Below are 22,529 nucleotides of genomic sequence, written 5' to 3' on the forward strand. Positions count from 1 at the left end.
CCACCCTCGCGCGACTCGCACATGCAGGATACGGTGAAAGGCGTGGGAGAAGAACGCAGCGTCCGTGTGCTCAGCAAGGGAGCTTTGAAGCGCGAGGACGTCAAGGACCTCATCAGACTGGCCACCGACGCCGACGGCGAGCGCCTGCGACGCATCATGCTCGACGAGCTCAGGCACCTCTCGGTGCTCGGGATCACCGACGAGGATCGTGTCGTCGGTTTCGTCGCGTTCGACGTCGACCGCGATCCCGCGGTGATCGAGTACATCGCGGTCGCCCCGGACCACCAGGGACACGGCCACGGGAAGACGCTCGTGCACGCGACGCGATCCGCCGCACGAGACGGAGCCGTCTACGCGGAAACCGACGACGATGCCGTTGACTTCTACCGAAGACTCGGGTTCGCGGTCGTACCGCGGGATCCCGACCCGCGATGGCCGGATCGGCAGCGCTACGCGTGCCTTCTCGGGTCGGCCTCCGGGTAGCTGCGGCTGGTGCAGATGAACACCCAGGAGAACAGACTCGTGATCCGCTCGCCTCGCCCCGATGAAGCCGAGGCGCTCGCGGAGCTTCACCTCGCGACGTGGGAAGAGACGTACGCGGGCGTGTTCACACCGGAAGCGTGGGGGCCCGAAGCACGCCGGCAACGACTCGAACAGTGGACCGCGATCTGCACCGCTCCCCGCGAGACCGACCGCGTGAGGGTGGCGGAGCGTGACGGCGCACTCGTCGGGTTCGCCGGGTCGGGGGCGAGCGACGATCCAATCGTTGAGCGCCAGCTGTTCTTCCTCTACCTCCGCGCGTCCGAGCACGGGTCCGGTCTCGGGCAGCGCCTGCTCGACGCCGTCGCCGACGACAGATCCATCGGATTGTGGGTACTCGACAGCAACGAACGCGCCCTGCGGTTCTACCGGCGCAACGGGTTCACCCTCGACCAGGCACGGCGCCCCTCGGATCACGCCCCCGGCCACGACCAGCTCCGCCTCGTCCGGCCTGCGCCCCGAGAATGAGGGCGCAGGCCGGCGACGCATTCGACTGGACGGAGTGAGTCGACTCAGTCAGCCTGAGGGCACTCAGTAAGCAACGGTGAACCGCTCACGCCGGTGCTCAGAGTGTTCGATCTCCGAGACGACGGCATCCGCGAAATCGGCTCCGGAGATCTGCGATTCGCCCGACTCGTCGACCAGCAGCACATCGCCGCCGGTGCGGTAGGTACCCGTCGCTTCACCTGGTGCCCATTCGCCGAACCCACCGGCTGGGCTCACGTAGAACCAGTCCAGCTCGGCAGCAGATGACTGCAGATCTTCGAGCACGGCTGCCAGCTCAGCGGCCTCCGGCTTGATGGCGTCGGGGAACTCGGGGGTATCGGCGACCCGCGGGCCGCCCTCTGACACGAAGAGCGATCCGGCACCGCCGACCACCCCGAATCGCACGCCCGCGCGGGCGGCCTCCTCGGCGACGCGCCGCTCAATGCCGCGGAGCTTTCCGGTCCCCTCGAGCTCGCCGCGCGGGGAGACCGCCGAGACCACGACATCGGTGCCAGTGACGGCAGCCCGGATCACCTCGGGATCCTGCACGTCACCGGTACGGTACTCGACTCCCTCGACGGGCGAAGCCGGCTCGTTCCGGCTGTACGCCGTCACGGTATGGCCGCGCTCCGCGGCGACGCGAACGATGTTGCGGCCGGCGTAGCCGGTGCCGCCGAGAACGGTGATGCGGGTCATGAGTGCTCCTGTCGGTGAAAGCGAATCGGTGAATCGGGGGCCGTTCGACTGCTGGTCGTCGGCACCCTCATGAGTTACTATAGGTAACCAGCTATCCAAATGCAACTTGGTATCATGAGTATGTGCCTCCCAGGCGCGATTAACGAGAGGAACCGGCATGACCGAACCCGAGTGGGACCCCTATAACCGGGACTGCCCGAGCCGGGGCCTGCTGGATCGCGTGTCCAGCCGCTGGAGCATCCTCGTCATCGGCACGCTTGCCGATGGCCCGCGGAGGTTTAACGAAATCGCCGCCGCCGTGGATGGGGTCTCCCAGAAGATGCTCGCGCAGACCCTTCGCGGCCTCGAGCACGACGGCCTCGTGACGCGCACCGTCACCGCCCAGGTACCCGTTCGAGTCGACTACGCGCTCACGCAGGCCGGTCAAACGCTCCACGAGCCGCTCGCAGCTCTCGAGGAGTGGGTGCGCACCCACATGTCCGACGTGGAAGCCGCGCACCGCTCAGCTGACGACGCTCACGTCACGGCGTAAGCGAGGCGCAGCAGCGTCAGCCGGCCAGCGGGTGGGCGGCGCGCTCGAGGTAGGTCTCGATCAGTGCCGGGAAGTAGTCGTCGAAGTGCGGGGGCTCCGCGTCCTCGGTCGCGGCGACGAGCATGTCGAGGTAGTATTCCCACCCGGGCCCTACGGCACCCACATCGGTGTCGGCATCGAGATGATGCACGAATCCGAGCAGACTCTCGTCCTCACCGTCGGCTTCGAGGAGCAGCTCCAGACGCCACGACCCCATCTCGTCCGAGGTGTGCAGCGCGAGACGGTGCGGGGCTTCGCAGGCGACGATTCTGGCCTTCGCCGCAGGGGCATCCTCCTCGAACGCCATGCGGATCCGGATCGCCCCGCCGGGGCGCCCATCACCCTCCCACTCGCCGAACCAGAGTGCGGTGCGCTCGGAGTCCGCGATGAACGACCACGCCTCCTCGATCGGCAGTGCGAGCGAACGCACCAGACGGAGGTCGCGACCCTCGGGCGTTTCGACGACCTGACCGGTGACCTCGGGCATATGGCGACCTCCCTGCGAACTGGCGAACGGGCGAACGGCGGGCGGCGATTCGGATCACCGGCGCTCGTTCCAGGGTACGCCACGGCAGCGGACGAGACCTGTTGCGCGCTCCGCCAGATTTGCTACAGTTGCGGTGTGAAGTCTTGAGCATCGTTGAACCCCTGCGTCCGCGGCAGTGCCCGGCAGGGTCGATCTCGATCTCGAGGAACGCATGTCTTTCTCTACACTCTCCGTTTCGTCGTCCGCCGACGCTTCCACCCAACTCCGAGTCGACGGAGTCTCGCACACGTTCGGCGCGCGTCGCGTACTGACCGACATCACGTTCACGGTGCCGCCAGGCGATCGGGTCGGCATGATCGGCGAGAACGGGTCCGGCAAGTCCACCCTGCTCCGCATCCTGGCCGGAACGCTCACCGCTGACGCCGGGACCGTCCGCGCCATCGCCTCGGGCGGCGACCAGCCACGGATCGGACTGCTCCACCAGGAGCCGCCGTTCAGCCCGTCGGAGTCCATCGCGTCGAGCCTCGAAGCGGCGATCGCGCCGATCCGCGCCGCCGTCGACGAGGTCGACCGGCGCGCCCGATCCCTCGCGGACCACCCGGAGGACTCCGCGGCGGCCGACGCGTACGCGCTGGCGCTCGACGCCGCCGAGCGTGCGGATGCCTGGGACGTCGACGCCAGGGTCGACGCCATGCTCGCGGGCATGGGCCTCGCGGAGATCCCGCGAGACCGGCTCACCGGGACCCTCTCGGGCGGACAGCGCGCGCGCCTCTCCCTGGCCTGGGTCCTGCTCAACGCGCCGGACGTACTCCTGCTCGACGAGCCGACGAATCACCTCGACGACCAAGCGACGGAGCACCTGCTGCGCGTCCTCGAGCGCTGGCGCGGACCCGTCGTCTTCGCCAGCCACGATCGCGCGTTCCTCGACGAGGCTGCCACCGCGCTCATGGACCTCGATCCCGCGCCGCGGCAGCACGCCGACACCGAGGACCTCGTGCAGGACGGCACCGGCACCGCGATCGGCGTCACCCGCTTCACCGGCACATACTCCGACTACCTGACCGCTCGAGCCGATGAGCGCCGCCGATGGGAGCAGCGGTACCGGGACGAGCAGGCGGAGCTCTCGCGTCTGCGCGCCGCAGTGCGCACGGACCACGTCGTCGGGCACGCGGACTGGAAGCCGCGCACCGAGCAGCGCGGCGCGCAGAAGTTCTACTCCGACCGCAACGCCAAGGTCGTCTCGCGGCGCGTGAACGACTCCCGCTCCAGGCTCGAGGAGCTCGAGGCTCGGCAGATCCGGAAACCGCCGGCGGAGCTCCGGTTCGCCGGACTCACGGCGGCCGTCCGCCGGGACGACGCCGGATCCGGAAAGCCGACCCGGCCCCGCCTCGGTCGCGCGGCACTCCCCGGACCCATCATCACCGCAACGGGACTCGAGGTGAGCGACCGGCTCGCGCGCATCGACCTCGCGGTCAGCAGCGGCGAGCGCTGGCTGCTCACCGGCCCGAACGGGTCGGGGAAGTCGACGCTGCTGCATGCGCTCTCGGGCAGGATCGCCCCGACCCGTGGCGGAGTCACGGTGCGCGAGGGGGTGCGCATCGGCATGCTCGAACAAGACGTCGATCTCCCCGACCCGCACGGGCGCGGCCCCGCTCGCACCGTGACGGAGGCCTACCTCGACGGGGTGGGCGCTGCCCGGGCGGAGGCCGTACCGCTCGCGACGTTCGGGCTCATCGCCGGCCGGGACGCGCACCGGCCGGTCGGCGAACTCAGCGTAGGGCAGCAGCGGAGGCTCGCCCTCGCCACTCTGCTCGCCGATCCGCCCGAGCTGCTCATGCTCGACGAACCGACGAACCACCTCTCGCTCACGCTGGTCGATGCCATCGAGGCGGCGATCGCCGAGTTCCCCGGCACCGTGATCATCGCGTCGCACGACCGCTGGCTGCGACGCCGGTGGGAGGGGCGGGTGATCGCACTCGATTGACCTCCGAACCGGAGTCGCGAGTTCGTCATCTCGAACTCGGAACAGCGTCCTCACGAGGTCGCGAGGACGCTACTGCCTCACGCGAGAAGCTTGCTAGCGTTGCCTCTCGTGCCAGAGTTCGATATCTCCCAGCCCCATGACTACGATCACCGCCACGCCGACGTTTCGTCGGGGTGGCTGCGCGCAACCGTGTTCGGCGCGATGGACGGTCTCGTCTCGAACATCGGCCTGATCGCGGGTATCGCCGCGGCCGGCGCCCCGAAGGGTGTCATCGTGCTGACGGGTGTCTCCGGCCTCATCGCCGGGGCGATCTCGATGGCCCTCGGCGAGTACACCTCGGTGCGCACCCAGAACGAGCAGCTCGACGCCGAAGTCACGACCGAACGCGACGCGCTCGCGCGAAACCCCGAGGGTGAAGAGGCGGAACTCGCCGCGCTGTTCCGCCGCCTCGGCATGTCCGACGGCGTCGCGGAGCGGGCCGCCGCCGAGGTGCACACCGACGGCGAGCGCGCACTCCGCGTCCACCTGGCGCACGAGCTCGGGCTCAACCCCGAGGAGAAGGCGTCCCCGTGGGTCGCTGCGTTCTCCTCGCTCGCATCGTTCAGCGTCGGCGCGTTCATCCCCGTCGCGCCGTTCCTCTTCAACTTCGGATCGATCTGGTCGGGTCTCGCGTTCGGCGGCGCCGGCCTGCTCCTGGCCGGCGGGCTCGCCGCGGGGTTCACCAGGCGCAATCGCTTGATGGGCGCTGCCAGGCAGCTGCTCTTCGGCGGCATCGCCGTGGCCGTCACCTACTCCATCGGCATGCTCCTCGGGGTGTCGGAGTTCTGACGTACGCTTGAGGGGTGCCCTCAGCTGAGTTCGTGGAAGACGTCCTCGACGTCGTCGCACGCATCCCCGAAGGGCGCGTGATGACCTACGGCGACGTAGCGCACGCGATCGGCTCCTCCGCACCACGTGCGGTCGGACGGGTGCTCGCCCACTACGGGCATGCCGTCGCGTGGTGGCGGGTGGTGCCGGTGAGCGGTGATCCGCCTCAGGGGCACGCCCGCGTCGCGCTGCCGCACTACCGGGAAGAGGGAACGCCCCTGCGCGAACCGGTCACCGATCCCGATCACTACCGTCTCGCGCTCTCTGCCGCCAGGCTGCGCTTCGACCACGACATCTACCGGCGGGAGACGCCATGACCCCGACCCATCCGATCCGGCTCGGCTTCGCCCGGGGCGTGGCACCGAACACCTGGGCGCGCCGGTGGACCGCTGCGCGCCCGGCGAACCCGCTCGAGCTGGTTCCCGTCGACGTCGCCTACGGGCGCGGACCCGATGCGGATCCCGAAGCACCCGTCGACGTCATGATCGAACGCGCGCTCCCCGGGCAACAGCCGGAGCAGGACGACGATGCTCCACGGCACGCCATGCGCCTCTACACCGAGCAGATCGCCCTGGTGCTGCCGCGAGAACACGAGCTCGCCGGCGAATCGGGGATCCCGACCTCCGACCTCGCGCTCATCACCCTGCTCGCGCACCCCGAGCACCCGGCAGAGTGGGGTGACCCTGCACCCTGGGCCGATGCCTCGTCGGCGCCCACGAGCGTTCCGGCCGTCCTCGATCTCGTGGCCGCCGGTCTCGGCGGAGTACTGCTGCCACTCCCCCTCGCCAGGCACCTGACCCGCAAACGGGAGCACGCCATCCTCACGCTCATCGGCGAACCCGACCTGCCCGGCACGACCGTCTGGGCGAGCTGGGCTGTCGCGCGCGATGCGGAAGACGTGCAGCAACTGGCGGGGGTGCTCCGTGGTCGGACGGCGCGCAGCGCGCGAGCCGAGCGGGAGACCGCCGATCCTGCGCCTGCGTCGCCCGACGCAGCCCGCAAGCGCAAGCCGAAGTCGACGAGCAAGAAAGCCGGCCCGCCTCCCGGCTCGCGCGGCGCGCAGCTGGCCGCCGCGAAGCGCCGGAAGCGGCGCTGAACCCGAGCAGCTCTACGCCGCGGCACTCTCGGCGGCGAAGCGGTCGGTCGCCCGAACGAGGGCATCCACGATCCCCGGCTCGCTCGCGGCGTGCCCCGCGTCAGGCACCATCACGAAGTCGGCCTCCGGCCACGCACGGTGGAGCTCCCAGGCAGTACGCGGAGGCGTGCAGGCGTCATAGCGCCCCTGCACGATGACCGCCGGGATCCCGGAGAGCTTCCCCGCCGCATCACGGATCAGCTGCCCCTCCTCGAGCCAGCCGCCGTTCGAGAAGTAGTGGTTCTCGATCCTGGCGAACGCGACCGCAGATGCTTCATCCGCTCGAGCCTCGGCGATCGCCGCCTCATCGGGGATCAACCGGATCGTCGAGTTCTCCCACACCGTCCACGCGACGCCGGCCGGCACGTGGACCGCGGGGTCCGCATCGAAGAGCCGCTCACGATAGGCGGCGACGAGGTCGCTCCGCTCAGCCTTCGGGATCGGCGCGAGGTACTCCTCCCACGCATCCGGGTACAGGTGCGACGCGCCATCCTGGTAGAACCAGTGGATCTCGCCTCGCCGCAGAGTGAAGATGCCGCGGAGGATGAGTTCGGTGACGCGCTCGGGGTGCGTCTCGGCGTAGGCAAGCGCGAGCGTCGAGCCCCAGGACCCGCCGAACACCTGCCAGCGGTCGATCTCCAGGTACTCGCGCAGTCGCTCGATGTCGGCGACCAGATGCCACGTGGTATTCGTCGACAGGTCGGCGTCCGGCGCACTCGCGTGCGGAGTGCTGCGCCCGCAACCCCGCTGGTCGAACAGGACGATCCGATACTGCTCCGGGTCGAAATAGCGCCGATGATCGGGTGCGCAGCCGCCCCCGGGCCCGCCGTGGAGGAACACCACCGGCTTCCCCTCGGGGTTGCCGCACTCCTCCCAGTAGATCTCGTTCCCGTCGCCGACGAGGAGCTTGCCGAACCGATCGGGTTCGATCGGCGGGTACAGGGAGCGCAACTGATCCGTCATGATTCCACCCTATTCCCCTCCGCTTCCGCGACCCCCGTGGTGAACGCCTGTCGCGTCCACCACGGGGCCGCGCCGATCAACTCGCCGCGACGCGCTCCGCCACGTGCGTGTTCTGGGCACGCTGCTCACGCTGACGCTGCTTGCGCAGCTCCTTCTCGTGCACCGGGCGCGTTCCCTCTGCTATTTGCGCATCGACATACGCCTGGGCCTCGTCCTGACGTTCGGCTTCGATGCCGGTGGCGATCTCAGCTCGGAGGACCTCGGGGCTGATGCCGAAGACCTCGACGAGGTCGAGCGCCTGATGGCGGAGCCGGCCGGTGAGGCGGTCGACGTACGCGGTGACGGCCTCGGCGCGCTGGGCACTCAGCCGACCGCGCATGAGGTACCAGGCAAGGTTCTTCTCGATGAGGCTCAGCCCGAAAAGGTCCCGCAGCCAGGTGAGCACCTGCAGCGTGTCGGCGTCCTCGACGCGCTCGAGAGCCTCGGTGAAGGCCTCCCACTGCAGCAGCTCGCCGTGCGACCGCGCGGCCTCGATGAGCGTGTGCTGCTGGGCGTTGAACGCCGCCTCCGTCGCCACCGCGCGATCGTGGCCCGATACGCCGGTGCCAGCCGACTTCAGTGCCAGCGCGACCTCGGCCACCATGGACTCGACGCGGTCGGTGAGCAGGGCCCGCTGCGTGTCGGTGCTGCGCAGGTTCTCCACTGAACGCCCGACCTGGCCGAGATCGGCGACGCTCTGCGCGATGCGGCGCAGACCGAAGCGCGTGACCCGCTCACCGATCTGGCCGGCTGCCGCGCGAGCGAGCGCGGCGCGATCCGCACCCTTGAACTGGGCGGCATAGTCGCTGAGCAGTCGTTTGCCGACCAGCTGCAGCAGGACCGTGTTGTCCCCCTCGAACGTGGCGTAGATATCAAGGTCGGCGCGCAGCGAGGTAAGCCGGTTCTTCGCGATGAACCCGGCGCCTCCGCAGGCCTCGCGCGCCTCCTGCAGCGTGTCGAGCGCCGCCCAGGTGGACAGCGGTTTGAGCGCTGCGGCGAGGGTCTCCAGGTCTTGACGGTTCTCATCGGTGTCGTGGGCGCCGGAGAACACCTCGTCGAACACCGTGAGCAGGCGCTCGCTGGCGAAGGCCATCGCGTAGGTCTGGGCAAGGCGCGGGATCAGGCGGCGCTGGTGCTGCCCGTAGTCGAGGAGCACCGTGTCGCGGCCGTCCGCCCCTGTGAACTGCCGCCGTTCGCTGCCGTACCGGATCGCCACGAGAAGCGCAGCCTCCATCGCGCGCACGGCGGAGCCGTCGAGCGACACCCGGCCCTGCACGAGGGTGCCGATCATGGTGAAGAAGCGTCGACCGGGGCTCTCGATCGGCGAGCTGTACGTGCCGTCCTCGGCGACGTCGCCGTAGCGGTTGAGCAGGTTGCCACGCGGAATTCTCACGTGGGTGAAGTGGAGGCGCCCGTTATCGATGCCGTTCAACCCGCCCTTCACGCCGTCATCCTCAGCGCCGACGCCCGGGAGCAGTTCGCCCTCCGGCGTACGGATCGGCACGAAGAACGCGTGCACGCCGTGGTTCACGCCGCGCGTGATGAGCTGCGCGAAGACGACCGCGGCCTGCCCGTGCACCGCAGCGTTACCGAGGTAGTCCTTCCATGCACCGGTGAACGGCGTGTGGATCTCGAACTCCTGCGACTCCGGGTCGTACGTCGCGGTCGTACCCACCGCGTCGACATCGGAGCCGTGACCGATCTCGGTCATGGCGAACGCGCCGGGAAGCTTCAGGCTCATCACGTCGGGAAGCCAGCGCTCGTGGTGGGGTTGCGTGCCGAGGTGCAGGATCGCGGCTCCGAAGAGCCCCCACTGCACGCCGCTCTTGATCTGGAGCGAGGGATCAGCGAGCACGAGCTCCTGGAATGCGGCGATGTTGCCGCCGTGGTTGTCGCCGCCACCCACGCTCACCGGGAAGGCGCGCTGAATGGCACCCTCGTCGACCAGCACCTGCAGCTGCTCGAACACGCGCTTGCGGTGCTCGTCCATCGTGAGTCCTGGAGGGGACTGCACGCGCGGATCCGCGGCGAGCTTGCGCGCCTCGAGGCGCTCCTGCTTCCACTTGCCCAGGAGCAGGTCGCTCACCAGTTCGGTGTCGATACGGGGGTCGGTCTGTGCCACGTGTCCTCCTTCGCACGGCTGCGGCGCTCGGGCGCTGCAGGGGGTCGCGATCGCACTGCGATCATCAGATGCCCTCAGCGTAGGACGGGCGGTGCGCAACGCGAACCGCCCGTGAGCGGGCAGACAAACGGGGAGCGGCACCGACCACTGCCCGTTTGTTGAACCTCTCCAATTGAGCGTCGTTCCAGCTGTGGGAACCCTCACGTGTCGACCATCGACGGCCGCGAGGCGCACTTCACGCCCACGCACTCAGGCGAGCGGACGCGACGAAAGGTCAGCTGCGCTCGCGCAGGTACGGAATAACGATGGCCGGCTTGAACACGCGGCGGTCAGCCTGCACCGTCCCCATGATCGTGAACACGAGGTGGGTGATGCCCGTTGCGAGGATCACGACTCCGCCCAGAGCGACGAACACAAAGCCGACGGCACCGTTTCCGCCGCTCGACTCGATCGAGGCTCCGGTCACGCCTCCGATGATCATGATCACGATCGCGCCCGCGATGAACGTCGCAACGCTGAGGGCCCAGTTCGCCGCCCAGCGGGCGTTCTCACGGACGACGACGTTGGGGTCGCGACGGGCGCTCGAATTCATCACGAGCGCGACGATCAGGAAGACGATGAACCCCACGTAGGGAATATAGGTCAGGAACCCCATGGCCCAGAACCTGCGGCCGCTCGGCATGACGTATCCGTAGGGCGGCGGCCCATACGGTGCCTGCGCGTAGGGTGCCTGCTGCGCCTGTCCGGGTGGGGGAACCGCACCGGGCTGTGCATACGGCTGCTGACCGTACGGAGGCTGCTGGCCATACGGGGGCTGCTGGCCATACGGGGGCTGCTGACCGTACGGGGCCTGGGGCGCGTACGGCGCCTGCGGATCCTGCTGCGGCGGCGGCACGCTCGCGCCCGACTGCGGCGGAGCATACCTGGGCTGCTGCTGCTCATCCGGCTGCGGGGGCGCGTACTGCGGCTCCGCAGGTTGCGGAGGACTCTGCTCCTCGCGTGCCGAGTAGGGCTCGCTCACCGACGGATCCTTCGATGACGAGTCGTTCGCTGGCTGTTCGTTCTCAGGCACGTTGCCTCCTCGCGTGACGGTGGTGCGGATACATTATCGACTCAGAGTTCCTGACCGGGAGCGAAATCTTGGAAGACTTCTGGCTCGATCCCAGCCTCTTCGAGCATTTCGCGCGTGCGCTTCTGGCGGGTGCGCGGGATCACGGTGATCACTTCTCCGACCTTGCCGGCGCGGCCCGTACGGCCCGCGCGATGGAGGTAGGTCTTCGCTTCGTCCGGCGGGTCTGCCTGCACCACGAGGTCGACGTCATCGACGTGGATCCCGCGCGCCGCCACGTCCGTTGCCACGAGCACGTCGGCTTTGCCCTCCGAGAACTTGGTCAGTCCGCGCTCGCGAGCCGCCTGCTTGAGGTCACCGTGCAGTGCGACGGTGCGCACGCCGGTGTCGGCGAGCATTGCTGCCACTCGTTCCGCGTACGCTCGAGTTCGGGTGAACACGATGGTGCGGGATCGATGCCGCGCGAGCTGCACCAGCACGTCGTCCTTGTGCTCCCTGAGAACGATGAAGACGCGGTGGCGGGTGTCCGCAGGCGCCTCCGAGGCGACCTCGTGCACCACCGGATCGCGGAGGAACTCCTCGACGATCGCATCGACATCACGGTCGAGCGTCGCCGAGAACAGGAGTCGCTGCCCTCCGCGGACGGTGTCGCGCAGGATCCGCTGCACGGGTTCGAGGAATCCGAGCTCGCACATGTGATCGGCTTCGTCCACGACGGTCACGAGCACCTCGCGCAGATCGAGCTTGCGACGCTGCACGAGGTCTTGAATGCGCCCGGGGGTACCGATCACGATGTCGATCCCGCGCTCCAGAGCGTGGATCTGCGGGTCGATCGGCACGCCCCCGACGAGCTGAGCCGTGTAGAAACCGACTGAGCGTGCGATCGGCTGCACGGTGCGGTCGATCTGCAGTGCCAGCTCACGGGTCGGCGCGAGAATCAGCGCTTTCGGATCCCGCGTGCGCGCCCGTGTGCCGCGCTGCCGCTCTCCGCGCTTCAGCGACGCCTTAGCCGCCTGCTTCCCGGCGTCCGCCGCAAATGCACCAGACGCCTTCAAGTGGAGCAGGCGCTCCACGAGGGGCGCCGCGAACGCGATGGTCTTACCCGACCCGGTGCGCCCCCGACCAAGCACGTCCCTGCCTGCCAGCACGTCGGGAATCGTGGCCGCCTGAATCGGGAACGGTCGATCGGCCCCGAGCTCTCCGAGTGTGCGCACGATGTTCCCGCCGAGCCCGAGCTCGGCGAACGAGGCATGGGGAGGAATGTCGCGAGCTTCGCTGGAGGCGCTCGATCCCTTCCCGATCTCCCCCTCGGCCCCGAACGTGAACACACGTGCCGACCGCTGATGCGGCGGGCGCGGAGGAGTCGAACGCGACTCACGCGCTGCTGGTGTACCGGCAGTTCGCTCGGGATGGGACTGCCGTGTTGCGGCGGGCCGCTGCCCGCGGTTCCCCCGCTTCGGATCCCCCTGCTGCTTGCGCTCATCCCGCTGCTGCGGTTGCTCCCCGCCCGTCCCGCGACGCCCGGTCCCTTCACGCGGTGCCTGGCCGTCGCCCTTCGCGAACCGCTTGGGCTTTCGACCCCGATTCGGTTCGTAGTTGGTGGGAGCCTTGAACCCGCGCTTCTTCCGCTGCGTCATCGGCGCTCATCTCCCTCGTCGACGCCTGGACCCTCGACGGATTCATGGTCCTCGTCATCTTCCGCATCATCGGAGTCGAACAGGTCTTGCAGGAAGGCCGCGGCGGTGTCGGGACCCGCCACGCCATCGCCGTGCTCCTCCGCCTGGGCATCATCCGATTCGGGGGCGTCTTCCGGCACCGCCGTTCGGACGGTTCCGGTGATCGGCGGGCCGGGAAGCGTCAGCGGCGTGACCGGCTCCCCCGTGCTCGCGGCGTCCGATGCCTCGAAGAACTCGGGCTCGACAGGTGCGTCGGGACGCGCATCGGTCTCGCCCCCTGGCTGGATCTCGGCCTCAGCCTCCGCTTCTGCTTCGGTCTCCGCCTCTGGCTCCGGTTCGAGCTCCGGTTCGAGCTCCGGTTCGAGCTCCGGTTCGAACTCTGGTTCCTCAGATTCCGACTCGGGTTCCGCGTTGATGATGAGTGCCGCTTCGGGCGCTGGGTCGGACTCGCGCGTGACTTCAGGCTCACCCTCGGGCTCGGGCTCGGGTACCGGCTCCTCCGAGGTCGGTTCCGCGGGCGCATCGGCCGCGGAACCGAGTTGCGACTCCATTTCGCTCACCGTCTGCGGGTGATGCAGCTGGGTGTCTCGGTAGGCCTCCGCCATCAGCGCGTCCCAGCCGAGTTCACCCGTCGCGGGCGACGGGCGGTCGTCGACCGGGGCGTCCTTCGAGTACGACACTTCGGGTGCCGGGTCCGGCTCCGCTTCGACCTCAGGAACCACATCGAGCACCGGCTCCGGCTCCGCTTCGACCTCGGGCTCGGGCTCGGGCTCGGGCTCGGGCTCGGGAGCCGAGTCATGCACGGCCTCGGCGTCTGGCTCGATACCCGACGCGGGCTCCAGTTCCTCCTCAGGACCCGAAGTCGGCTCGGGTTCCGGTTCGCGCTGCGGCTCGGGTTCCGCTTCCACGGCCCCTGCGTGCACCGTGTCCGCAGGCCCCGCGTCTGCCGCAAGCATCGCGAACACTCGCGTTGCCACCGGGTCGGCAGCATCCTCCTCCGGTTCATCCGCCGCCGGATGGGCGGCCTCGTCGGATTCGGCCGCGGCGCTCTCGGCCTCCTCGCGAGCAGCGGCTGCTTGAGTCGCCTCGAGGAACGCACGATAGTCCGCTTCTGCTTGCGCCGCTGCGTGGGACGCCGCATCTCTGGGTCCCTCCGCACCGTGTTCCGGCGCATGCTCGGAACCGCGCCAGAAGAGCCTGCCACCGCGCCCCGGGATGCGGCTCCGCCGCGCACCCGAGGAGTCGTCTCCGTGAGCCGCATGGTGCTCATCGGCTGCATCAGCCGCACTGGTCGCGCCGACGACTGCTCCGGAGACACCGGCCGCGCCTAGCGCGCCCGCAGCACCCGCAGCTAACGCGTGCCCCGCACCGTGACCGCCGGACTGATTACTCTCGGCGAGCGCGGGAGCCTCAGACTCCTGGGGAAGCGTCGCACCTCGGCGGCCCCTCCGTGAACGGCGGCTCTCGAGCGGGGCGGGGCGATCCTGGACCGCGGTTCCCGACCCCGCGGTGACCAGCGCAGCGCCGCCGCCTGCTCCCCGGGGTGCCGGACCATCGGTGTCGGGGCCATCAAGGTCCGGTCCGTCCGGTCCACCGCCACGGCGCGCACGACGCCGCTCCCGACCACGCTCGACGATGTAGTAGAGCGTCGGCAGCACCACGAGCGTGAGCACGGTCGACGAGATCAGACCGCCGATCACGACGACGGCGAGCGGCTGCGAGATGAAGCCGCCCTTCCCAGTGATGCCGAGACCCATCGGGGTGAGCGCGAGAATCGTGGCGAGCGCCGTCATGACGATGGGCCGGAGCCTGAGCAGGGAACCGTGTTCGACGGCCCGTTGGAGGCTTTCTCCCCGCTCCCTGAATTGATTCACCAGGTCGACGAGCACGATCGCGTTCGTCACAACGATGCCGATGAGCATGAGTACGCCGATGAGCGAGGCCACGCCGAGCGGAATGCCGGTGACGATGAGCAAGAGGATCGCTCCGGTCGCCGCGAACGGTACCGAGATCAGCAGCAGCAGGGGCTGGAGCAGGCTCTTGAACGTCGCCACCATCACCACGTAGACGATGAGGATCGCCGCGAGGAGCGCGATGCCCAGCTGCTGGAAGGCCTCGGCCTGCTGCGACATCACTCCGCCAACGCTGGCCGACGCGCCGTCCGGCAGGTCGACGGCGTCGAGCGCTTCGGAGACCTGGGTTCCCGCGGTACCGAGGTCGTCGCCTTCCGGAAGCGCGGAAACCGTCACCATGCGAATGGTGTCCTCGGTGCGCACCGTGACGGGCCCGTCGGCGATCTCGACTGATGCGAGGCTGTCGAGCCGCTGCTCCCCATCCGGGGTCTGCAGCTGCAGCGCGCGCACGCCCTCCACATCGTCGGGAGTTGCGCCCTCCGAGACGTAGACGCTCACGGTGTTGGCGTCCATCGTGACCTGACCGACCTCCGTCGGCTGCATGCGCTGCGAGATGATTCCGGCGAGCGCGGCTTCGGTCAGCCCGGCGTCTGCCGCGGCCGAGCGATCGACCGCGACGCGCACGTGGGGACGCGACGTCGCAAGATCGCTCTCGACCTGCACGAGTCCCGGTCGGCTGCTGAGCTCTTCGACGACCGCATCACTGGCCTCGGCCAGTGTCTGCTGATCCGGGGCGGTCACATTGACCTCGATCGCGCTCGACGCCGTCACTCCGCCGTCGGAGGCGCCGAGGGAGAACTCGCCGGCCTCGTCCAACCCGTCGACGGCGGCGCGGATCCGATCCTGCACGTCCGTCTGCTGCGCATCGGGGTTCGTGGTGATCGAGTAGGTGATCGTCCCGTCGCCACCGCCGCCGAAGATCGAGGCCATGCCGCCCGCGTCCCCGATCGTCACCTGGACCGTATCCACGTCGGCAACGTCGGCGAGGGCGTCCTCGACCCGTTCGGCCTGAGCGAGCTGCGCATCGAGGCTGGTGCCCGGCTCGAGAGCCTGCGTGAGGCCCACCGAGTTCTGCTCGTCGTCTCCGAGGAAGTTCGTCTTCATGAGCGGACTCAGGGCGACGGTGCCGCCGAAGACGAGAGCAGCGATAACCAGGGTGATCGCGGGACGGCGGAGCGTCCAGTCGATGATCGGCCGGTACCCGCGCTGGAGAGGCGTCACGTGATCCGGATCGCGCTCGGCAGCGACCATCTCCTCCACCGAGGCGTTCTTCCGCCGCAGCCACTGCGGACGGCGGGAGTAGCTCGCAGGCCTGAGGAACCAGTACGCGAGCACGGGAACGATCGTGAGCGAGACGAGCAGCGACGCTGCCAGCGCGAGCGCGGCTGTGAACGAGAACGGTCGGAACAGCTCCCCGACCATGCCGTCGACGAACGCCATCGGCAGGAACACCGCGATCGTGGCGACGGTGGACGCGGTGATCGCGCCGGCGACCTCTCGCACCGCACGAATGATCGTGGGGCCGCGGTCGGCTGTCTCGGTGAGGTGCCGCTTGATGTTCTCGATCACCACGATGGAGTCGTCGACCACGCGACCGATCGAGATCGTCAGCGCTCCGAGTGTCAGCAGATTGAGGGTGTAGTCGGCGAAGTTCAGGCCGATGATCGTGATCAGGAGCGACGTCGGAATGGAGATCGCCGTGACCAGCGTGGCGCGGACCGACATCAGGAAGACGAGGATCACGATCACCGCGAAGACCAGCCCGAGCATGCCCTCGGTGCTGAGCGTCTCGATCGACTGCTCGATGTAGGGCGCCTGATCGAAGACGACCTGGAGTTCCGCGCCTCCGAGGGCAGATTCGATCTCCGGCATGGCGTCGAGCACGGCGTGCGACACCTCGACGGTGTTCGCAGCGGACATCTTCGTGATCGCGATCGTGATCGCCGGTTCGCCGTTGACCCTGGAGATGCTCTGCTGCGGGTTCGGCTCGAGTGCGACTTCCGCGACGTCGCCGATGTTCACGGGGTCGGGTTCAGCCGCGATCGCCTCGTCGCCGGGAATCTGTGCGGGATCGATGCCCGCCTCTTCACCGGGGGTCTCCCCTCCCGGGATCTGCTGCTGGAGCGCCGCGAGATCTTGTGCGCTGCGGGTCACGGGGAGCGCCGCGATGTCGTCGGCGGAGGAGAGCTCGCTACCCACCTGCACCGCAAGTGAACGATCCGCATCCGGGACCGTGCCGGCCGCGACGAGCACCCCGCTCTGCTGGAGCGTGTCGGTGAGCGACTGCGTGCTGACGCCGTTCTCCTCCATCGCCGAAGTGTCCGGGGTGATGGTGATCCGGTCCCCTCGCGCGCCGGCGAGCTGCGCTTCGCGGACCCCGTCGAGATCGGAGAGCTCCGGAATCGTCACGCGCTCGATGAGGTCAGCGGTCTCTTCGGCGTCGGTACCCTCTGGCGGGGTCACCGCGATCTGCACCACGGGGAAGTCGTCGATGCTCCCCGACACCACTTGGCTGTCAGCAGCATCGGGCAGCTGCTCCGAGATCCTGCTGATGGCGCGCTCGACGCGCTGTTCGGTCGCAGTGATGTCGACGCCGTAAGTGAACTCGGCGAGCACCATCGACGATCCGGTGCTCGAGGTGGCCGTCGTGGTCTCGAGGTCGGGGACGGCGCGCAGCGCCGTCTCGATCGGTTCGGAGACATCGTTGTTCACGACGTCGGGGGACGCCCCGGGGTAGGTGGTGAGCACGGCGATCGTCGGGAACTGAACCGACGGCATGATCTCCTGCTTCAAGGACCCCATGCTCAACACTCCGAACACCGCTGCGACGATGGTGACGAGGGCGATGAGTGCGCGGTTCTTCAGGCTGGCAGCGGTGAAGAGGTGCATGAGGTCCAGTATTTCACGCTTCGGCGTGCATAATGGCGGAGTGACTGGCTCAGCCCGACGCACCCTCGGTGCAGTCTCCCCGGACGACTTCGAACGCCTGGCCCAGCTGCGTCGGATGCAGAAGATCGCGCTGGCACTGCTGGTCTTCATGGCGATCGTCTTCGCGGTCTCCTTCGCCCTGCAGGAACGCTATCCGTGGCTGGGGTACGTCCGGGCGGCGAGCGAGGGCGGAATGGTCGGCGGTCTCGCGGACTGGTTCGCCGTGACGGCGCTCTTCCGCTACCCGCTTGGCATCCGTGTTCCGCACACCAACCTCATCGCCCACAAGAAGGACGACATCGGGGAGGGGCTCGGCAACTTCATCGAAGAGAACTTCCTTGCCGATGACGTCGTGCACGACAAGCTCTCCGTCATCAGCGGCGCCCGCGCGGCGGGTGACTGGCTGCAGCACGAGCGCAATGCCGCGCACCTCTGCGAACTCGCCTCGGCGGCGGGACTCGGGATACTCACGGTGCTCGACGATTCCGACGTCCAGGAGCTCCTGGAAGCACTCGCGAGACGGCATCTCCTCGACCCAGAGTGGGGTCCGCTCTCGGGCCGCGCCGTGGAGTCAGTCATCGACGGCGCGCATCACCAGACCCTGATCGATATCGCGGCCGACCGCCTCGCCGCGTGGCTGCGTGAGCACCCCCAGGCCTTCGACCGCATGGTCTCGGCGCGGCTGCCGAGCTGGATGCCGAGCGTCGTCGATCGATTCGTGGACCAGCGTCTCCACGCCGAAGCGGTGCGATGGGCTGAGGCGGTGGCCAGCGACCGCGAGCACCCGTTCCGGATCGCGGCCGGCCGCTTCCTCGCAGACTTCGCACGCGACTTGCAGCAGGATTCCGCACTCCAGTCGCAGCTGGAGCATCTGAAGCACGAGGTCTTCGACAGCCCCCGGGTCCGTTCGCTCGCCGCGATGGTGTGGGACTCCGCCCGTGAAGCGCTCGTCACCATGCTGCAGGATCCGCAGAGCGATCTTCGGCTCCGCATGCTGCGCGCCGCCCAGGATCTCGGGGCACGTCTGCGGGAGGACGCGACGCTGCAGTACAAGGTCGACGTCTGGGTGATGAGCGTCGTCGAGCACCTCGTCGAACGCTACCGGCACGATCTCGCCAGTGTCGTGACCGAGACCGTCCAGCAGTGGGATGCCCGCGAGGCCGCGGAGAAGATCGAGCTGCAGGTCGGCAAGGATCTCCAGTTCATCCGCATCAACGGGACTGTCGTCGGCTCGCTCGCCGGTGTCGCGATCTACGCGGTGGCAAACCTCCTCATCGCGCCGCTCACCGCGTAGGTGCCTCGCGCTGAGTCGGCTCGGCTACTCGAAGGATACGGGGAGCAGGATGTCCTGCACCCGGTCACCGCTCGCCGTGTGATCCGCACGAGTCGTGATGGCGCACCGCTGCTCACGGCAGTCGAGTGCTTCGTCGGCGGGCGCCGGAGCCGTGAGGTGCGCCGTGAATGTGCCGCTTCGCGCATCGTCGTAGCGCTGCGTCGCGAAGGCCCGCCAGGCCCAATCGTCGGTGATCCAGACACTGGTGAGCGCTTCCTCGGTGCCCGCCGCGTCGCCTGTCTCCGCCCCCTCGGGGATCCCGCCGAGGCAGGGCGTCGGCTTTTCGCCGGGCTCCGGAATCGCGCACACCGACACGTATATGCCGATACCGGCATCGAAGCCAGATCCGCGTACCGTGAGCGGCTCGCCCGGGGTAACCGAGGCGAGATCGGCCGGCGCTCCGGTCGCATCGAAGACCTCGAGCACTCGGGTGCGCCCATCAGCACCCTCCCCGCGCGTCTCGGAGACGAAGCCGTCAGGCACCTTCTGCCCTGACGGACCGGCGCTGCTGTGGGTCACGATCGGGATCAGCACGACGAGCACCGCGATCAACGTGAGAACTGACACCCCGAGCAGCCCGAACCAGAGAGCTCGAAATCGCGGGGAATGCGCCATGCCTTCATGGTAGTCCGCTGCGAATCCGCGGTGCGGTACGTGGTAGGCTTTGGCCCATACGTCTACTCGAATAAGGTCCTGCCTCGCGTCGTTTTCCGCGGGGCCCGAATGTGTAAGGGGGTCACGCATGGGGCGCGGCCGTCAGAAGGCAAAGCACACCAAGGTCGCACGGGAGCTGAAGTACTACAGCCCGGCGACGAACTACTCCGAACTGGAGCGTGAGCTCGCCTCCAAGCAGAGCCACTCCGAAGAGGATGTCTGGGCTGAGTACGCGGATAAGTACAACGTGGAAGACGACGAGGACGACGCGGCGCAAGACGACCGCTGAGTCGCCGCGATGGGCGCGCGACCCGCTGAGTGGCGAACGCGCGACCCGCCGCAGCGGTGGCGCCCGTCAGTCGGCGTACGAACCGACGAGCCTCACCGCTCCCCCGTTCACGCCCTTCGCACCCTGCTCGAATCCGTCGAGGTCGCGCTCACCGGCGGAGACCGTACCCACCTGCCAGGTACGCAGCCCCTCTGCCTCGAGCTTCTCCGTCACGCGAGCTGCCTGAGCCGCATCCACGACGGCGAACATGCCGACCCCGAGGTTCCACGCGGACTCCAGCGAACCGAGGTCGTGGCCCCCGAGGTCCGCGAGATGACGGAAGACCGGGAGGGGTGACCAGGTCGATCGATCGACCTCGGTCCAGACGCCGTTCGGGAGCACACGGGCCAGATTCGCCGCGATGCCGCCACCCGTGACGTGACTGAGGGAGTGGATCGCGCCGTCGAGTTCGGGATCCTCGATCACGCGCAGCAGGGGCGCCGTGTAGAGGGCCGTCGGCTCGAGGAGCGCTTCGCCGTATGTCGCGCCGAGCTCGTCACTGCGATCGGTCATCAGCACATCGCGTCCGGCGAGGATGTGCCGGACGAGCGAAAAGCCGTTGGAGTGCAGACCCGATGCGGCCATCGCCAGCACCACATCCCCCTCCTGCACCCGTTCAGGCCCGAGCACCCGGTCGGCCTCGACCACGCCCGTAGCGGCACCCGCCACGTCGTAGTCGTCGACCCCGAGCAGCCCGGGGTGCTCGGCCGTCTCGCCACCGACGAGCGCCGTGCCAGTCGCCTCGCAAGCGGCTGCGATGCCACGGACGATGTCGGCGATCCGTTCAGGCACCAGCCTGCCGCACGCGATGTAGTCGGTCATGAAGAGCGGCTTCGCCCCGACCACCACGATGTCGTCGACCACCATCGCCACGAGATCCTGACCGATGGTGTCGTGCTTGTCGATCGCCTGAGCGATCGCGACCTTGGTGCCCACGCCGTCGGTCGAGCTCGCCAGCAGGGGGCGGCGGTAGCCGAGCAGCGCCGAAGCGTCGAACAGGCCGGCGAACCCGCCGACCCCCCCGAGCACCTCCGGACCCTGGGTTCTGGCGATCGCGGACTTCATCAGCTCGACCGCGACATCACCAGCCTCGGTGTCCACTCCGGCCTGGGCATAGATCGACGCATTCTCGCTCACTCTCCCCACTCTACAGGGGTACACTGGTGAGGCCTCTTGATCTAGAGCCACCCGTCCCCCAGGGAGCAATCACTCAGCATGTGCGGCATCGTCGGTATTGTCTCGTCCGAGCCCGTCAATCAGCAGATCTACGACAGCCTCCTGCTCTTGCAGCACCGCGGTCAGGATTCCACCGGAATCGCCACGGCCGAGGGCGACCGCTTCCACATGGTGAAGGCGAAGGGCCAGGTGCGCGAGGCGTATCGGACCCGCGATATGCGCGCACTGCGCGGCAACGTCGGCCTCGGGCATGTGCGCTACGCGACCCGGGGTTCTGCCTTCACGGAGGAGGAGGCGCAGCCGTTCTACGTGGGCGCCCCCTACGGCATCATCATGGTCCACAACGGCAACCTCACGAACACGCGTGAGCTTACCGAGGAGCTCTACACGCTCGACCGCCGCCATCTGAACACCCACTCCGATACGGAGCTGCTGCTCAACGTCCTCGCGAACGAGCTCCAGCCCGCAGCAGCCGATCGAGGTCTTGAGCTCACGTCCGATCAGGTCTTCGACGCCGTCTCGCGCGTGCATGATCGGGTGACGGGCTCCTACGCCGCGATCGCCCTCATCTCCGGGCACGGTGTTCTCGCGTTCCGCGACCCCTTCGGTATCCGGCCACTGGTCCTCGGCGTCCGCTCGGGCCTCAACGGAGGAGACGAGTGGGTCGTCGCCTCCGAGTCCCTCGTGCTCGAGTCCGGCGGCTACACCATCGTGCGCGACGTCGAACCGGGCGAGGCTATCCTCATCGGCCCCGACGGCACGATGACCTCGCGGATGTGCGCGAAGCGAACAGAACTCGTTCCCTGCGCATTCGAGTACATCTACCTCGCCCGCCCGGACTCGGTGCTCGACGGCATCTCCGTCTACGACGCCCGCCTCAGGCTCGGCGACGTGCTCGCCGAGCAGATCGCGGAGGAGATGCGGGAGATCGACATCGAGATCGACGTCGTGATGCCCATTCCCGACTCGGCCAGGCCCAGCGCGATGCAGGTGGCGCAGAAGCTCGGCATCGAGTACCGCGAGGGCTTCTTCAAGAATCGCTACGTCGGCCGCACCTTCATCATGCCTGGGCAGTCCGTGCGCAAGAAGAGCGTGCGCCAGAAGCTCAACGCGATGAGCGTCGAGTTCAAGGACAAGAACGTACTCATCGTCGACGACTCGGTCGTGCGTGGCACCACTTCACGCGAGATCATCGAGATGGCGCGAACCGCCGGAGCGAAGTCGGTCATCTTCGCGTCGGCCGCGCCCCCCGTCGTCTTTCCGCACGTCTACGGCATCAACATGCCGAACCGGAGCGAACTCATCGCGCACGACCGCACCGCCGCGGAGGTGGCCGAGGTGCTCGGCGCCGACCACTTCATCTACCAGACGGTGGAGGGGATGAACCGGGCCATTCTCGATGGCCAGGATCACGTGAAGCGACTCGAGCAGAGCTGCTTCACCGGCGAGTACGTCGCGGGTGACGTGGATGCCGAGTACCTCGAGTGGGTCGAGCAGACGCAGGAGAGCTGACGCACGAGGGGGACGTGCCAAACCGGCACGTCCCCCTCATCCGGCAGGTG

Annotated in this window: 19 protein-coding genes; 10 read left to right on the forward strand and 9 right to left on the reverse strand. The window is 68.4% G+C overall.

Going from position 1 to position 22,529, the window contains the following annotated elements; all coding sequences use genetic code 11:
- Positions 1-42 precede the first annotated feature (42 nt).
- The gene (locus tag K8P10_RS12325) at positions 43-483 is read left to right on the forward strand and encodes a GNAT family N-acetyltransferase (protein WP_224779198.1); all 441 of its coding nucleotides are present in this window, start codon (positions 43-45) and stop codon (positions 481-483) included.
- A gap of 15 nt (positions 484-498) precedes the next feature.
- On the forward strand, positions 499-1,008 hold the full coding sequence (locus K8P10_RS12330) for a GNAT family N-acetyltransferase (protein ID WP_224779199.1): 510 nt from the start codon (positions 499-501) through the stop codon (positions 1,006-1,008).
- 63 nt (positions 1,009-1,071) lie between these two features.
- Here K8P10_RS12330 and K8P10_RS12335 read toward each other — a convergent pair whose 3' ends face one another.
- Positions 1,072-1,722 carry an NAD(P)-dependent oxidoreductase gene (locus K8P10_RS12335; protein WP_224779200.1) on the reverse strand — a complete coding sequence of 217 codons (651 nt, stop codon included), beginning with the start codon at positions 1,720-1,722 and terminating at the stop codon, positions 1,072-1,074.
- A gap of 157 nt (positions 1,723-1,879) precedes the next feature.
- Between K8P10_RS12335 and K8P10_RS12340 the strand changes: the two genes are divergently transcribed.
- On the forward strand, positions 1,880-2,254 hold the full coding sequence (locus K8P10_RS12340; protein WP_224779201.1) for a helix-turn-helix domain-containing protein: 375 nt from the start codon (positions 1,880-1,882) through the stop codon (positions 2,252-2,254).
- A 16-nt stretch (positions 2,255-2,270) separates the two neighbouring features.
- Here the strand turns inward: K8P10_RS12340 and K8P10_RS12345 are convergent, their stop codons facing one another.
- On the reverse strand, positions 2,271-2,780 hold the full coding sequence (locus K8P10_RS12345; protein ID WP_224779202.1) for an SRPBCC family protein: 510 nt from the start codon (positions 2,778-2,780) through the stop codon (positions 2,271-2,273).
- A gap of 211 nt (positions 2,781-2,991) precedes the next feature.
- On the opposite strand from K8P10_RS12345, the gene K8P10_RS12350 reads away from it, so the two are divergent.
- From K8P10_RS12350 to K8P10_RS12365, 4 genes are all read left to right on the forward strand, one after another.
- Positions 2,992-4,764 (forward strand): ABC-F family ATP-binding cassette domain-containing protein, encoded by a 1,773-nt coding sequence (locus K8P10_RS12350; RefSeq protein ID WP_224779203.1) that lies wholly within the window; start codon positions 2,992-2,994, stop codon positions 4,762-4,764.
- Positions 4,765-4,872: 108 nt separating this feature from the next.
- A complete protein-coding gene (locus K8P10_RS12355) occupies positions 4,873-5,592 on the forward strand; it encodes a VIT1/CCC1 transporter family protein (protein ID WP_224779204.1) in 720 nt (239 codons plus the stop codon).
- A 14-nt stretch (positions 5,593-5,606) separates the two neighbouring features.
- Positions 5,607-5,948 carry an MGMT family protein gene (locus K8P10_RS12360; RefSeq protein WP_224779205.1) on the forward strand — a complete coding sequence of 114 codons (342 nt, stop codon included), beginning with the start codon at positions 5,607-5,609 and terminating at the stop codon, positions 5,946-5,948.
- Positions 5,945-6,727 (forward strand): LysR substrate-binding domain-containing protein, encoded by a 783-nt coding sequence (locus K8P10_RS12365; protein WP_224779206.1) that lies wholly within the window; start codon positions 5,945-5,947, stop codon positions 6,725-6,727. The genes K8P10_RS12360 and K8P10_RS12365 overlap by 4 nt, the downstream gene beginning before the upstream one ends.
- 12 nt (positions 6,728-6,739) lie before the next feature.
- Here the strand turns inward: K8P10_RS12365 and pip are convergent, their stop codons facing one another.
- The 5 genes from pip to K8P10_RS12390 all read right to left on the reverse strand — a co-directional run bounded on the left by pip (position 6,740) and on the right by K8P10_RS12390 (position 17,437).
- Positions 6,740-7,729, reverse strand: a complete 990-nt coding sequence (gene pip / locus K8P10_RS12370; protein WP_224779207.1) for a prolyl aminopeptidase — start codon at positions 7,727-7,729, stop codon at positions 6,740-6,742.
- Between the two features lie 76 nt (positions 7,730-7,805).
- A complete protein-coding gene (locus K8P10_RS12375; RefSeq protein ID WP_370632015.1) occupies positions 7,806-9,941 on the reverse strand; it encodes an acyl-CoA dehydrogenase in 2,136 nt (711 codons plus the stop codon).
- A 223-nt stretch (positions 9,942-10,164) separates the two neighbouring features.
- Positions 10,165-10,962 (reverse strand): DUF4870 domain-containing protein, encoded by a 798-nt coding sequence (locus K8P10_RS12380; RefSeq protein ID WP_224779209.1) that lies wholly within the window; start codon positions 10,960-10,962, stop codon positions 10,165-10,167.
- Between the two features lie 41 nt (positions 10,963-11,003).
- The gene (locus K8P10_RS12385; protein WP_224779210.1) at positions 11,004-12,596 is read right to left on the reverse strand and encodes a DEAD/DEAH box helicase; all 1,593 of its coding nucleotides are present in this window, start codon (positions 12,594-12,596) and stop codon (positions 11,004-11,006) included.
- Positions 12,593-17,437, reverse strand: coding sequence for an efflux RND transporter permease subunit (locus tag K8P10_RS12390; RefSeq protein WP_224779211.1), 4,845 nt, complete (start codon positions 17,435-17,437; stop codon positions 12,593-12,595). Before K8P10_RS12390 ends, K8P10_RS12385 begins: the two co-directional genes overlap by 4 nt.
- A gap of 40 nt (positions 17,438-17,477) precedes the next feature.
- Between K8P10_RS12390 and K8P10_RS12395 the strand changes: the two genes are divergently transcribed.
- Entirely contained in the window at positions 17,478-18,770 is a 1,293-nt protein-coding gene (locus tag K8P10_RS12395; RefSeq protein ID WP_224779212.1) for a DUF445 domain-containing protein, read from the forward strand.
- A gap of 24 nt (positions 18,771-18,794) precedes the next feature.
- On the opposite strand, the gene K8P10_RS12400 is transcribed toward K8P10_RS12395, so the two are convergent.
- Positions 18,795-19,424 carry a hypothetical protein gene (locus K8P10_RS12400; protein WP_224779213.1) on the reverse strand — a complete coding sequence of 210 codons (630 nt, stop codon included), beginning with the start codon at positions 19,422-19,424 and terminating at the stop codon, positions 18,795-18,797.
- A 127-nt stretch (positions 19,425-19,551) separates the two neighbouring features.
- Between K8P10_RS12400 and K8P10_RS12405 the strand changes: the two genes are divergently transcribed.
- Positions 19,552-19,752, forward strand: coding sequence for a DUF3073 domain-containing protein (locus tag K8P10_RS12405; RefSeq protein ID WP_224779214.1), 201 nt, complete (start codon positions 19,552-19,554; stop codon positions 19,750-19,752).
- 66 nt (positions 19,753-19,818) lie between these two features.
- Here K8P10_RS12405 and purM read toward each other — a convergent pair whose 3' ends face one another.
- Positions 19,819-20,928: a phosphoribosylformylglycinamidine cyclo-ligase gene (gene purM / locus K8P10_RS12410; RefSeq protein WP_224779215.1), complete on the reverse strand. Its 1,110-nt coding sequence runs from the start codon at positions 20,926-20,928 to the stop codon at positions 19,819-19,821.
- Between the two features lie 78 nt (positions 20,929-21,006).
- Between purM and purF the strand changes: the two genes are divergently transcribed.
- Positions 21,007-22,479: an amidophosphoribosyltransferase gene (gene purF, locus K8P10_RS12415; RefSeq protein WP_224779216.1), complete on the forward strand. Its 1,473-nt coding sequence runs from the start codon at positions 21,007-21,009 to the stop codon at positions 22,477-22,479.
- Positions 22,480-22,529 lie beyond the last annotated feature (50 nt).

The sequence above is a fragment of the Leucobacter sp. Psy1 genome (assembly GCF_020096995.1).
Classification (GTDB): domain Bacteria; phylum Actinomycetota; class Actinomycetes; order Actinomycetales; family Microbacteriaceae; genus Leucobacter.